Below are 15,784 nucleotides of genomic sequence, written 5' to 3' on the forward strand. Positions count from 1 at the left end.
CTGATTTTTTTATAACAAAAATATTTTATCAGAGCACCAAAAAAAATTAACTTTTTTATATTTTAGCATATTAACATTCAAATAACATATACATTATTATATCTACTTATAATAGATATAATACTTGAATACTAATCACTATATATAAACATTTACTATACAAATAAAACATCTATTTATTGCTGCGACATGATACTTAAAACTTAATTCTATTCAAATAATAAAATCAAAACTTTATAAAAATAAAAAGTATTTATACCAAATAACAAAACAATCAATAACACATCATCACCGATGATGACACATTTTTTTAAAAATAAACAAATTAATTATAAAATAATAAAATAAAAATATTGTAACATGAATATATTGTTTATTCTGTCTACACAATTAAATATGACATAACTACGCATCTAATATAATAATATTACCCACTATAATGATAATATATAAAAACTTTATAACACATATTACTCATTTTTAGTTGCAGCTTTAAATGCTTCAACCATAACATTAGAAAAATGCCGATCTTTTTCCTGCTTATTACTACTAATAGAATGCGCCTCTGCTTTCTTATTTAGTTCACATAAGTTATATTCAGACAAATTAATAATTCTATTTTTACGATCTACCCCGTCCAAAATAGCTTGAATTTCACTACCTACGATCCACGGTTTATCAAATTTATTATTCATAATACTATTATGTAATGATTCAGATAAGAACAAACGACCTAAAATAATATTCTTGTCTAACGTTACAGTAACACCTTTTTCATCTATAGCAATAATCTCCCCAGACACAACACTTCCTTTTTTATGCGCTGATAAATAAATATTTAATGGGTCTTCAGTTAACTGCTTTATACCTAAAGAAATACGTTCACGCTCTGAATCTACCTGTAAAACAACCGCCATGATATTATCACCCTTTTTATATGTCTTCATAACCTCTTCAGCTGATAAGTACCAAGATACATCAGATAAATGCACCAAACCATCTATTCCTTCATCTAAACCTATGAAAATTCCAAAATCAGTAACAGACTTAATTTTTCCCGTAACTCGCGCTCCACGATCATATATCTCTGAAAATCTCTGCCAAGGATTAACTGTACACTGCTTTAATCCTAAAGAAATTCTTCTACGCTCTTCATCAATATCTAAAATCATCACTTCTATTACATCTCCTACTGATACTACTTTAGAAGGGTGAATGTTTTTATTAGTCCAATCCATTTCAGACACATGCACCAATCCTTCTACACCCTCTTCAATTTCAATAAAACATCCATAATCAGTTAAATTAGTGACTTTTCCGGTTAATTTTCCTCCTTCAGAATAACGTTGTACAATTGCTGACCAAGGATCTTCCTCCAATTGCTTTAATCCTAAAGACACCCTAACACGCTCTTTATCAAATTTTAACACTTTCACAACAATTTCATCACCAATACTGACTATATCGCTAGGATGTTTAACACGTTTCCAAGCCATATCAGTAATATGTAACAACCCATCTACACCTCCTAAATCAATAAAAGCACCATAATCTGTTAAATTTTTAACTACGCCCTTAATTTCTATGCCTTCATGTAATTGATGCAATAACTGATCACGTTCAAAACTATTTTCAGATTCAATTACAGCGCGACGTGATACTACAACGTTATTACGTTTATGATCTAATTTAATAACTTTAAACAAAAGCGATTGTCCTTCTAGCAAAAAAGAAGTATCACGTATCGGTTTCACATCTACTAAAGAACCCGGCAAAAACGCGCGAACCCCATTTAATTCAACAGTAAAACCACCTTTAACTTTACCGTTAATAATTCCTGTAACAGTAGTCATATCTCTATGCGCTTGCTCCAATAACAACCAAGATTCATAACGTTTTGCTTTTTCACGAGATAAAACAGTCTCTCCAAAACCATCTTCCACTGCATCTAACGTCACATCTACACAATCACCTACTGCAACTTCTAATTCTCCCTGAGCATTAAAAAATTGTTCAATAGGAATAGCAGATTCCGATTTTAATCCAGCATCTACTAACACTATCTCTTTAGATATAGAAACCACCACTCCTTTAATAATCGCACCAGGATAAATTTCTATTTCTTTTAAAGATTCTTCAAATAATTGAGCAAACGATTCTGTCATTTTCATAATTTTCAATTTTTAATTAACTTCCATCATATATCCATTATTGATGGTCTATTAAGAAATATCTAATCACTATCTTCCTTGATTATGAATGCAATTATATAATACTCTCGGTGGTAACACCATAATACTTTCTTTGATATGCATAAGAACTATAGAATTTACTTCCTCTTCTGATAAATACGTAGAATCCAATACCAACGCATCAATTGCAGGAACTAATGGCGCTAATCTACGATTAAAATCACGATCATCACGTTCTCTGATGTGAGATAAAAACTCTTTATAATTAACACTATTTTTTTTCTCCTTTAATTGATACAAACGCCGCTTTTCTCTTTCTTCACAAGAAGCATAAAGAAAAATTTTCAATAATGCGTTAGGAAATACCACTGTACCCATATCACGTCCATCAGCCACCAAACCAGGCCACTTACAAAAGGCACGTTGATATATTAATAAATTTTTACGCACTGTAGATAAAGCAGCAATTTTAGATGCATAATTCCCTATAGTTTCTGTATAAATATCTTGTGTAACTCTGATTCCATTAAATAATATAATAAAACTATCGTAACTTTTTACAAAATTAATTTTTATAACTTTAATAAGTTCCAATATTTTTTCTTCATAATTTATATCAACTTTATATATCAACATTATTAATGCTAAAACTCGATAAATTATGCCAGAATCCAATAAATTCCATCCAAGAATTTTTGCTAATTTTCTAGATAAAGTTCCTTTTCCTGATCCGCTAGGACCATCAATAGTAATGACTGGAAATACGTCACTCACAATTTCATCTCTAACATAAAATAATTATTATTTATTTAATACATTACTAATCATTTAGTTCAAATTTTATACATACAACACATTATAATCATAATTTATACTCTATACTATTGAAATATACTAATATTAGACAATTGCACAAAAAAATCTGGAAAAGTTTTATAAGTACATTTAGGATTATTAATTGTAATATGAGCATCAGATAATGCAGCTAGAGAGAAACACATTGCTATACGATGATCATCGTATGTATGTATACAGGACGATTTAACTTTAATAGGAGGAAAAATATATAAAAAATCCAACCCTTCTTTAACTATAGCGCCTAATTTTTGCAATTCAGTAGCCATAGCAGATAATCTATCACTTTCCTTAACTCTCCAATTGTAAATATTACGTAATATCATAGGTCCATCTCTGACAAATAGCGCCATAACAGCTAAAGTCATAGCTACATCCGGAATTTCATTCGCATCTAAATCAACAGCACTTAATTTATTTCCACGACTACATTCAATATAATTCTCCCCCCATATTATTATAGCACCCATCTTCTCTAAGATATTAACAAAACCAATATCTCCTTGTATACTATCTCGACCAACTCCTATGGTACGAACAGTACCCCCTTTAATAGCTGATGCTGCCAAAAAATAAGATGCACTAGAAGCATCACCTTCTACTAAATAAGAGCCAGGAGATTTATATACTGAATTTCCTTTACAATAAAAAACACGATAATCTTCATGATCCACGTAAACTCCAAAACTCTTCATCACAGATAGAGTAATGTCAATATATGGTTTAGATACCAACATTCCTTCTATTTTTATACATGTATCTTTAGGAGCTAATGGAGCCATCATAAGTATAGAAGATAAAAATTGACTAGAAATATTCCCTTTAATTTTAATATTCCCTCCGCAATATCCACCATTTAATCGTATTGGAGGATATTGATCATGTTCCATATAATCAACATATGCTCCGCCTTGCCTTAAAGCCTCCACTAAATGTGATATAGGTCTTTTCAACATACGAGCATTACCAGTAAGTATAATATCTTGTGGTTTAATAGACAATGCTGCTAATAAGGGGCGCATAACAGTACCAGCATTTTCTACAGAAATAATTAATTTATTATAAATATTTCTTCCCTGCAAAGCACCGCCAACTCCATTAACTGTACAAATCTTTCTGTCCTTCGATAAGTGAAAAATCACTCCCAAATTGCACAAAGCATTCAACATACAACGCACATCACCACTATCTAACAAATTAATTAATCTTGTGGTACCTACAGATTGTGCAGCTAACAACAAAGCACGATTCGATATACTTTTAGAGCCTGGTAAATAAACAACGCCCTGAATTTTTTTAATAGGATCTAATTTAATAAAATCACTCACACAACACCAAATATTTTTATATGTATTAGATTTTAAAATCTGTCTCTTATCATAAATTTATATATTTATAACTACAAATCATTTAATAATAAACAATACATTGTTATTTCTAAAAAATTAATAAATAATGCTAACTATATTTTTTAGAAAAAAAATTCATAAACTCAACTAATCTTTTTACTCCTCGCAGTGACATAGCATTATATAATGACGCTCTTATGCCACCTACAGATCTATGACCTGATAATCCATATAATCCAAAACTAATAGACTCCTGTAAAAAAATATTAGTTAACTTTTTATTTCTTAAAAAGAACGGAACATTTATACAAGAACGATTAACCCTATCAATATCATTATAATAAAAATCACTAGAATCAATAGCAGCATATAAAACTTTTGATTTTTCTAAATTATGTCTATTAATCATTTCTAACCCACCCTGATTTTTTAACCACCTCAACACTAAACTAGCAATATACCAAGAAATAGTAACAGGAGTATTAAACATAGAATAATTTTTAGCTAAAATTTTATAATTTAAAATAGATGGAACTTCTTCTCGAGAAACTTTTAGTAAATCCCTACGAATAATTACAACTGTCAATCCAGATATACCAATATTCTTTTGCGAAGCCGCATAAATTATACCAAAACGACTCACATCAATAGGACATGTTAACAACATTGATGAACAATCTGCTACTACTATTTTATTAAAAAACTTTGGGGGGTGGTCATATACAGCTATTCCATCAATTGTTTCATTAGGGCAGTAATGAATATAAATACTATCTGATGAAATATCCCATGCATGTATTGATTGAATACTGCGTATTCCATTATTTTTAACTCTAACATCAATGACACGAGGGACACAATACTTTTTTGCTTCTAGAGCTGCGCTATATGACCAATATCCGGTATTTATATAATCAGCGTGTTTTGATGTCGTCTTACATAATAAATTCATAGGAATTGCAGAAAATTGACCGCGAGCTCCACCATGACAAAATAAAACTTCATAGTTTTCTGGAATATTAAGAAGTTCACAAAAGTCCTTTTTCATACTATGCATTAATTGTACAAATTCTTCACTACGATGACTCACTTCCATCACTGATACACCCATATTATTCCAACTATGTAACTCTTCTTTAACTTGATGTAAAACTGAATGAGGTAACATTGCTGGACCGGCGCTAAAATTAAATATCATCTGCATAATAAATACATACCAATTAGTAATAACACTGATTAAAAATAATGATTCTTATAAAAATAACACTGCAATCTTCATGGATTTTCAAAAATATACAAATTCATAGTCATTTTGCACCCTGTAAATATTTTTATAAAATATGGAACTAATAAAAATCTAATTAAATAATTAAATTTATAAATACTAAAAAATCAATAAAACAATAAATCAACAATTATTATACAATGTATGTATTATTATTACTCATAAAGATATATAAACCTCATCGCACCACTGACTAAAACACAACACATATTATATATTGTAAAGATTATCCAAATACTAATCCTTTGATAATCAAATATCATTATGAATAATTTATATATCTCTAGTAAAAATATTAACTAATATAACTAGTACCATTCATATATGGTAATAATACTTGGGGTACTTCGATTCGTCCATCTTGTAATTGATAATTTTCCAAAACCGCGGCTAAAGCTCTCCCTACAGCTACTCCAGAAGCATTCAAAGTATGTAAAAATTTTGTTTTTTTACTTAATTTCTCTCTATATCGCGCTTTTATGCGACGTGCTTGAAAATCTCCTACATTTGAACAAGACGCAATTTCACAATAAGATTTTTGAGAAGGAAACCATACTTCTAAATCATACGTTTTGCATGCAGAAAAACCAATACTTCCTGTGCATAACAACATTTTTCTATATGGTAATTTAAGTTTCTGTAACACATGCTCTGAATGACCAGTAATTTCTTCCAACGTATATGTTGATTTATCTGGATGTACAAATTGCACCATTTCAACTTTATCAAATTGATGCATTCTAATTAATCCGCGAGTACTATGACCATATGATCCAGCTTCGGCTCGAAAACATGGAGTATGCGCAACCATTTTCATGGGTAATTCCCGTTCATCTATTATTATATTACGTACTAAATTTATTAAAGGAACTTCACCTGTTGATATCAACGTATAAAAATTCATAGAAGATGACTCTGTATTCTTTATATGAAATAAATCATTATAAAATTTTGGTAATTGACCCGCTCCATATAAAGACTCTTTATTCACCAAATATGGTAAATAATACTCTTCATATCCATGATATTTGACATGAAAATCCATCATAAATTGAATTAAAGCACGATGCAAAGATGCTATCTTCCCTTTCATAACGACAAAACGAGAACCAGTCAATTTTGCGGCACTAAAAAAATCTAAACCACCTATAGATTTACCTAAATCTATATGATCTTTTAATGGAAAACTACACCGTTGCGTATTACCCCAACGCATAATTTCTAAATTATCTTCATCCCCTAAACCATTAGGAATCTCATCATCGGGTATATTTGGTATGGATAACGCATATTCTGTCATATTGCATTGCAATGCTCTATATTTTAATTTTAAAGATGTTAATTCTTTCGCTAGAACATGTGCTTCTTGACACAAAGATTCCACATTTTTTCCAATAGATTTCTCTTCACCTATAATTCTAGCCATATTTTTACGTTTAATACGCAAAACCTCTAGTTTTTTTTGCAAAAACTTACGTAAACTTTCCTGTTGAAGAAATCTATCGATATCAAAAATAAATTTTCTACGAGCTAGCTTTTTAGCAACTAAATTAATATTTTTACGTAACAAACTAGGACTCAACATATATAACAACTATTCCACATTTATAAAATTCCATTCTCAATTTAAAATTAAAAATAAATATATTTTATAAACTTATAATTTATATTTCTAATAATAATATATTGTACATTAATTACAATACAGATATAATATATCTGAACGCTACTTACATATTTATATTAATAATAATTTACATATATTTATCATAAATCATTAATATGTATCGTATGTACGATACCAAATTAAAATTTCCATATACACATATTTATTTGCATAACAAATTAAAAATATAAACTTTAATATAAATATTTTTATACTATTAATAATAGTAAAAATCACTTAATTAATACTGCATTAATTTTTTATATGTTTTAACAACTATTTATTTTAACATACTTATATATAAAATCTCAATATATACACTGAAACGTATATATGTGCACTATACACATAAAAACTCTAAACTTATATATTAATTTAAATAATAAAAAGATTACATAAAAATTTACATAAAGTTCTATATTTCAGAATATTATTTAATAATAACTAAAATTTATTAAAATACTTAATCAATACTTTAATACTCTGAAAGCATTACTTCTAAAAATTTATGTATAATATACTTATAATAATAAGTATTACTATAAAAATAAAAACGCATTTATATCGCATAAAACAATTTTTACATGCAAACCCACATTATTTAATGTACTATTTAAATATAAAAAATTTTATTTTTTATAAAAAATAATATCTATTAATGTAAAATTCATATAGCCTATACTTATCTTATATAAGACCATAGTCGTTGATCATCTAATTGAATTTCTTTATCAAGAAAAAAATAAAACTTATTAATATCTATTATATTACTAACTTGATTTAAAAAAATATAATTTATATATTGTCCTGATTTTTCAAAAACTCTAAAACTTTTTAATACTCCAGACGCAGTAATTTCAATTACACATTTTTTAAAATTAAAATTATTGCATGTTGGTACTAAAATAAATACATCATCTTGATTTAATACATTAAAATGGTTCCATTTAGATAATTTATCATCAAAAAATAACAGAAAAAAAATATTGTCAGTAATATCTGTCAACCAATATGCAGTAACCTGTTTAATCGCAGGAATATAAAACCAAAGCGTTATTCCATCAGATATCAAAAAATTCTCTTCCGGTCCTACTGTATGCCAATTAAATAAATTAGGACGTTTTACCCAAAATGTTCCATTATTTTCTAATAACACTTTATTATTAGAAGTCACTACTTGTTGCACAAACTTTGCATGAAAACTCTTTATTTTTCCAAGACGTTCATGCAAATCAACTACCGATAAATCATTGGCATATACTGATACTATCATCATAATTAGATAAAAAATAAACATTATCCACTTAATTATATTAAAACACCTACTCCTTACAATCATATAAAATATATTTATTACCTATACGAAATTTATAAAAACATTTTAAATATTTCCATAATAATTTACATATATGCATTAATTATTACTTTTCCAAAAATTTACTACTGCATATATTTCTTTATCGCTTACAAATGCTCCGTGCGCTCTAATAAAAATAGAAGAATTAGATCCTAAATACAACATATCACCCATACCTAATAATAATTCTGCTCCAGAGTGACCTAAAATAGTACGAGAATCTATCGTACTAGATACGGTAAACGCAACACGCGCTGGAATATTTGCTTTAATTAATCCGGTAATTACATTAACTGAAGGTCTTTGAGTAGCTAATATCATATGAATTCCCGCAGCCCGTGCTTTTTGTGTTAATCGTACAACTAATTCCTCTATTCTTTTACCAATTGTTATTATTAAATCAGCAAATTCATCTATTACAATTATAATATAAGGTAATTCTTCCAAAACACTTGGTTCATATACAGAACGATTTTCATTAAAATTTAAATTTTCTCTGCTCATTCTTAAATTCTTTTTAGAATTTAATTCCAATACATAAGAATTAAATTGCTCCAAATTACGAACCCCGAAACTAACCATTAATTTATAACGTCGCTCCATTTCTTCTATACACCACTGTAATACCGAATATGATTCTTCTACATCAGTGACAACTGGTTTCAAAAGGTGCGGTAACCCTGAATATACTGATAATTCTAACATTTTAGGATCAATCATAATAAAACGTACTTCTTTTGGAGTAGCTCTATATAACAAGCCAATAATTATAGAATTAATACTTACTGACTTACCAGATCCAGTAGTACCTGCGATTAATAAATGTGGCATTGATCTCAGATCAACAATCAACGGTACTCCTGATATATCTTTGCCCAATACTAAAGGTAATGAATGATTAATTTTTCTAAACTGATCTGACACAATTATATCGCCTAAACATACTGTACTACGTATCTTATTAGGAATTTCTAAACCAACATATGGCGTCCCAGGAATTACTTCTACAACTCTAACAGAAGCAATAGATAAGACACGAGCTAAATCACGAGATAAACCAGAAATTCTTGAAGATTTTACACCAGGTGATAAGTTTAATTCAAATCTAGTAAGCACTGGGCCTGCAGTAATGTTCACAACATGCGCCGAAATACGGTATTCCAGTAATTTTTCTTCTAATAATTGCGAAACTATTTTAAATTCCTGAAAATTGATCAACATGTCTTGAGGAGACATAGTTAATAACTTTATATCTGGAAAGATAATAGGTTGTTTTTTACAAAGTAACTTTTTGTTATTTACAGATATAAGTTTTTTATATTTATATGAAGAAATATTTTTCATTATCTCATCACTATAAAAAATTTTTTCTTTTCCATCTTCATGATCATAACGAATGATATTCGGTTTTATTTTCATACCAAGTACAAAAAAAAATTTATTCTTTATTTTTTTTTGAGAAATACCATTATCTTCCTTAACATTATCAAAAATTATTTTTTTATTTTTATTCTTTTTTTTCAAAAATTGTTGAGATTCAATAAACACATTGTGATTTTTTTTCTGATCATTATCATAAATTGAAAATAATTTCTTCACAAAAATCCAAAAATTGACTAACACCTTCTTTGTATTATAAATAATATATTTTTTAATACTAAAAAAAAACATCTTAATTAATTCATTATTTTTTTTTAAAATATTAAAAACCACATATATATTTAATATACTATTTTTTAATTTTGTTAAAAAATTTTTATTTTTATAAAATAAAACTAAAAAACTTATGAAGTTTTCCTTATAAAATTTTTTATAATTAAATTGATTAAGAATTTTTTGATAATTAACCATTAAAATATTTACGTTATATGTAAAACTAAATAATTTTCTTTGTAAAATATTTAAAAATATTCCAAAAAATCTATAAAAACTCAATATAACATTAGTTATTAAAATTAATAAAAATATGATTAAATTATCAAAAGTACTAAAATTAGTATAATGTGACATACAATCACATAAAATACTACCTATAATTCCACCGGCATCAAAATAAAAAAAATCATAAAAAACTAAATGCATTATACTACATAATGCAAATAACGATGCCAAAATTCTAACCAACTTTAAAAAAACATTAAAAAAATCAATACTTAACCGTTTAAAAAAACATCTCCATAAATAAAATAAAATAAATATTGGAACTATATATGCTGAAATACCAAAAACAAAAAATAAAAAATCAGCTATCCGTGCGCCCAATAAACCACCAAGATTATAAATTGATCCATGCCAAGTACTCTGCATCCAACCAGGGTCATTAGGACTAAAACTAAGTAATATAATAATTAAATACAACAACAACACATTGGTACTAACTAATATGATTATTATCATAATAAAAACATATTAATTAAACATTAATTAATAATTTTATACTTAATTATATCCATTTGTATTAAATATTTCTATTTAAACAAAACAGTTACTTGGTATATAAATACTTTCATATGTATAAATCATATAATTACTCTTATTAAGGATATCATGATATTCCATAAAATTAATTCAAACTCACTTGAAAATTATTTTTATAAAAAAATCAAATATTAAAAATTAATTCACAGCATAAATAAATTATTTATTAAATATTTAGATAATAACTAAATACTCAAAATGTATAATACTGAATTATTCTCTTATTTTAACCTATAAAATACTTTTTATAAAAAAAATTAAAAACATAATTATACTGCACAAACATAAAATTTTAATTGAATAATAAAAAATACTAAATATTCAACAACATAAAATATTATTTCATACACATGATATGTGTTATACTTATATGCATAATTTTTATTATTACATATTAATGCTAATTTTAAAAAATAAAATCTAGATATATTAGGTATATTATGACAATAATAACAAAAAAACACTGTAAACTCCTTATACTAGGAGCGGGTCCTGCTGGATACACCGCAGCTATTTATGCAGCACGCGCTAATTTGCACCCTGTATTAATCACTGGTTTAATACCAGGAGGACAACTCAGTACCACAACAGACATAGAAAATTGGCCTGGAGATGCAAAAAACTTAACAGGCCCTATATTAATGGATCGTATGTATGCACATGCATCTAATCTAGACACTAATATAATTTCTGATTGCATTATTAATGTTAACTTAAAAAAATATCCCTTTCAATTGTATGGAAATATACATGAATACACATGTAACGCATTAATCATAAGTACAGGTGGATCCGCGCGTACTCTCGGAATACCGTCTGAAGAAAAATATAAAGGAAAAGGTGTGTCATCCTGCGCAACTTGTGATGGATTCTTTTTTTCTAAACAAATTGTAGCAGTTATTGGAGGCGGTAATACAGCAGTAGAAGAAAGTTTATATTTATCTAACATTGCTTCTGAAGTACATCTTATACACCGTCGAAACAAACTACGCTCAGAAAAAATACTAATTGATCGATTTATGTATAAAGTACATAACAGCAATATTTTTTTACACACTGATTGTGTTGTAGAAGAAATACTAGGCAATGATACTGAAGTAACTGGATTACTTATAAAAAATAAAAAAGAAAATAATAACTATGTCCTTTCTGTACAAGGAGTATTTATTGCAATCGGATATGATCCAAACACCTCTATTTTTAGTCAAGAACTGGAATTACACAATGGATATATATCTGTACAATCCGGTACAGATGGCAATGCAACAGCCACCTCTGTACCAGGAGTTTTCGCGGCAGGTGATGTTATGGATCATAATTACCGCCAAGCAATTACTGCTGCAGGCTCAGGTTGCATGGCTGCAATAGATGCAGAACGTTATTTGTCTCATTCTCAACCTTAATTTAAAATTAATTCATTTAAAACAATTAAATATAAATTTAATCATATTAAAACCCACAAATTATATTTAAATTCACTAAAAGTTAAAAACTTAATTAAAACTTATCATTTAACTTAAAACATCCAAAAACTATAATTTTAATAATTTAATATCATTAAAGCATTTTAATGAGTACTTTTAAATCGCCACATAATATTAATTTTTATATATAAATTCATTATTGAACACATATAAATATTATGATAAAATGAAAAATATCATTTAACTCATTCTATATATAAAATGGCCAAAGAAGATAATTTTGAAATGCATGGAGTAGTATTAGATACTTTGCCAAATACAATGTTTCGAGTCAAACTAGAAAATGGACATACAGTATTAGCGCATATTTCTGGAAAAATAAGAAAGAATTATATCCGTATATTGACTGGAGACAAAGTAACTGTAGAACTGACACCATATGATTTAAGTAAAGGAAGGATTACTTTTCGTAGTAGATAAAACAAACGCACAATATACTTCCTCACTGTGAATCAGTTGTACATTTAAAAAATTATTTTTAAATATAAAAATCTAAAAATTAAATAGAATAATATTCTTATTATAAATATCAATAAACTATGACTCTATACTCTCAAGCATAAAATAGTGATATAATTTTGATGTTTTATAAAATCATGCCTAATTTTACCCACCAGACACGACCTGGTTCATTAATTGGTTTACCCGCAGTCATAACACCAAATCTCTTATGAATACGTGCACTCAAATACTCTCGATAAGAATGATTTAACAAATTATCCACGCCGATACTAAATTTATAATATTTAGAACCATTCCATACTAAATATGTTGATAAAGTCCCGCATCCTGCAACACGATCCACTATATTTTCCTGAGAAATAAATACGTTATTACTACGATTACATAATAAATTTTGAGATAATATAATACACTTATTAGATCGAGGCGCAAATAATCTCCATAAAAAATTAACACTATAGTCCCCATGAATCCATTGACCAATAATCCTACCTTCTAACGGAGGCATCTGCGTCAAAGAACAACGATCATCCGAATTATATCCCCAAGCCCAAAACATGTTACTCTCAACACAGCAATAATTACTAAATTTATACTGTACCCCTGCTTCAGCACCGCATGTTTTAACATGCGCATTTTTTATTATGTTACTCTCTTTACTAAACAGCAAATAATTATTCTGTGCAGTAGAAATAACAAAATCTTTAATATATCCCGCGTAAGACGATACCCAACCATTAATATTCAAAAACTGAAAATTTGCACCAATATCTAACTGTATAGTCCTTTCAGGTTTTAATTTACACACTAAATCATTATTTTTTGACACATTCTCATCATTATAAACTAAATTAGTCGAAATAAACTCCCAATAATTAGGAAAACATAAACTCGTTCCACAACCAATATAATATAACAACAATGGATTAACATTATTCTCATAACGTATAAATCCAGCAGGGTATATCTTACTATATCCTTCACTCCAGATAAAACTATCAAAATCAAATATACTATGTTCCAAACGCATTCCTCCAATCCATCTCATATTAGAAACAGAATCTAAAACTAATTCAGTAAACACACCAAAATCCTGAGAAATAACATTTTTTTTCCAACTATAGTTAGTCCTATCAAACCTTCTATGCCGATTAATCTGCACATCTATACCGCTAGAACATTGAATATCTTGCAACTGAGTAACAGTAATACCACGAAACCCCCATATTAAACGATCAACATTATTAATATTACTATTATTATCATTACAATGATAATCTTTCTTATCAGAAATACCGCAACACATATCTATAAACAATTCTGGGTTCGAATATTTTGTATTATATCCCATAACATGGTTAATATAATAATACCAAAATTGCAATTCTAATTTATCTAATAATGGCATAAAATCTATATTTTCTATTTTTATACCATAACTTTCTCTTGCAAAACATAATCCATCCATAGATCGATCAGCATAATTCGCATAACCATTCCCTTGTCCTAAATTAATTTCCAAATGCGTATTATTTTCATAAAAATTATATGATAATGTTGCATCAGCGTTCCATTTATACCATCCAGAATGGAAATAATTTTTATGTCCATCACAATAATCATTAGAATAAGCAGTATTACCTATTAATCTAATATAACCAGATTTATCACCTACAATAGTATCAATATTTTTAATAATTTTATTATTCGAGCCAACTAATGCATTACTACGCAATTGAATGTTTGATCTGTAAAAATTAGGACAATAACGTTCAAATTGCAGTGTACTTCCAGAAACCATAGGACCCCATAAGACTGTTTGGGGTCCTTTAATAATATTTAAAATATCAAAATTTTCTGCTGTAATATATGCGCTAGAAGGATCCATATGCGATGCGCAGGCACCTAATATTTCTCCGTGATCCATCAAAATACGCATTCTAGATCCAGACATCCCACGAAATAATAATTCATTATTTACTCCACCATGACGCCTAATAGAAAATCCAGAAATAGTCTTCAAATAATCAGCTGTATCAGTGATATTTGATGATTGTAAAGATATTACAGGTGAATAAATAAGAATGGTCGGAGAACTTTTCTCATCAAAAATTGTTATAATATCACCATATTCTCTATTACTTAGTAATAGAGAAGTATCATGATCTGTATTGAACTGTAATTCATCAAAATTAGTATTTCTACTAAAATGTATATCTTTTACACTAGAGTGAATTGTTGTACTAAAAAAAAATATAATTGATAAAAAATATATTAAAAAAACAAATGTTAAATTAAACAATGTTCTATATAAATAACATTTCATAACACATATCCATATATAAATTTATTTTTTTAATAAAAATTAAAAACCTTTTATCACTAGAAATAACTAAATGCACCACATATATAAATAATTTGTTTTAATCTATAAATTTTATATATTAAATTTTAAATATCTAAAAAATTTTAGAAAAATATTATATAAACCATATATATAAAACATATAAGAATTTTAAAAATATACACTTATATTTTTTATCAATATCAATAAACTGCTAAATACTGTTTAAAACATAGTATAATACATTAAGTATTTGTGATATATATATTAAATAATCTAAAAATTTATAAATTTAATTCATGTGTTAATATT

At 27.4% G+C, this 15,784-nt stretch carries 10 protein-coding genes; 2 read left to right on the top strand and 8 right to left on the bottom strand.

All coding sequences use genetic code 11. The annotated features are described in order from the left end of the window. Window positions 1-470: 470 nt before the first annotated feature. From rpsA to M9405_RS01855, 7 genes are all read right to left on the bottom strand, one after another. Entirely contained in the window at window positions 471-2,165 is a 1,695-nt protein-coding gene (rpsA, locus tag M9405_RS01825; RefSeq protein ID WP_250223008.1) for a 30S ribosomal protein S1, read from the bottom strand. A gap of 75 nt (window positions 2,166-2,240) precedes the next feature. Further along, window positions 2,241-2,966 carry a (d)CMP kinase gene (gene cmk, locus M9405_RS01830; RefSeq protein WP_250223009.1) on the bottom strand — a complete coding sequence of 242 codons (726 nt, stop codon included), beginning with the start codon at window positions 2,964-2,966 and terminating at the stop codon, window positions 2,241-2,243. 107 nt (window positions 2,967-3,073) lie between these two features. After that, window positions 3,074-4,375, bottom strand: coding sequence for a 3-phosphoshikimate 1-carboxyvinyltransferase (aroA, locus tag M9405_RS01835; RefSeq protein ID WP_250223011.1), 1,302 nt, complete (start codon window positions 4,373-4,375; stop codon window positions 3,074-3,076). Between the two features lie 130 nt (window positions 4,376-4,505). Continuing rightward, window positions 4,506-5,600, bottom strand: a complete 1,095-nt coding sequence (gene serC, locus M9405_RS01840; protein WP_250223013.1) for a 3-phosphoserine/phosphohydroxythreonine transaminase — start codon at window positions 5,598-5,600, stop codon at window positions 4,506-4,508. A 376-nt stretch (window positions 5,601-5,976) separates the two neighbouring features. After that, window positions 5,977-7,266: a serine--tRNA ligase gene (gene serS, locus M9405_RS01845; protein WP_250223014.1), complete on the bottom strand. Its 1,290-nt coding sequence runs from the start codon at window positions 7,264-7,266 to the stop codon at window positions 5,977-5,979. 763 nt (window positions 7,267-8,029) lie between these two features. Continuing rightward, entirely contained in the window at window positions 8,030-8,623 is a 594-nt protein-coding gene (gene lolA, locus M9405_RS01850; protein ID WP_250223015.1) for an outer membrane lipoprotein chaperone LolA, read from the bottom strand. Between the two features lie 138 nt (window positions 8,624-8,761). Continuing rightward, window positions 8,762-11,101 (bottom strand): DNA translocase FtsK 4TM domain-containing protein, encoded by a 2,340-nt coding sequence (locus tag M9405_RS01855; RefSeq protein WP_423775032.1) that lies wholly within the window; start codon window positions 11,099-11,101, stop codon window positions 8,762-8,764. Window positions 11,102-11,628: 527 nt separating this feature from the next. Between M9405_RS01855 and trxB the strand changes: the two genes are divergently transcribed. Both trxB and infA read left to right on the top strand, forming a co-directional pair. Further along, window positions 11,629-12,585: a thioredoxin-disulfide reductase gene (gene trxB, locus M9405_RS01865; RefSeq protein WP_250223553.1), complete on the top strand. Its 957-nt coding sequence runs from the start codon at window positions 11,629-11,631 to the stop codon at window positions 12,583-12,585. A gap of 282 nt (window positions 12,586-12,867) precedes the next feature. Next, window positions 12,868-13,086 (top strand): translation initiation factor IF-1, encoded by a 219-nt coding sequence (infA, locus tag M9405_RS01870; protein ID WP_250223016.1) that lies wholly within the window; start codon window positions 12,868-12,870, stop codon window positions 13,084-13,086. Window positions 13,087-13,252: 166 nt separating this feature from the next. On the opposite strand, the gene M9405_RS01875 is transcribed toward infA, so the two are convergent. Next, window positions 13,253-15,454 (bottom strand): TonB-dependent receptor domain-containing protein, encoded by a 2,202-nt coding sequence (locus tag M9405_RS01875; protein ID WP_250223017.1) that lies wholly within the window; start codon window positions 15,452-15,454, stop codon window positions 13,253-13,255. Between the last annotated feature and the right edge of the window lie 330 nt (window positions 15,455-15,784).

This window comes from Candidatus Blochmannia ocreatus (assembly GCF_023585745.1).
GTDB lineage: Bacteria > Pseudomonadota > Gammaproteobacteria > Enterobacterales > Enterobacteriaceae > Blochmanniella > Blochmanniella ocreatus.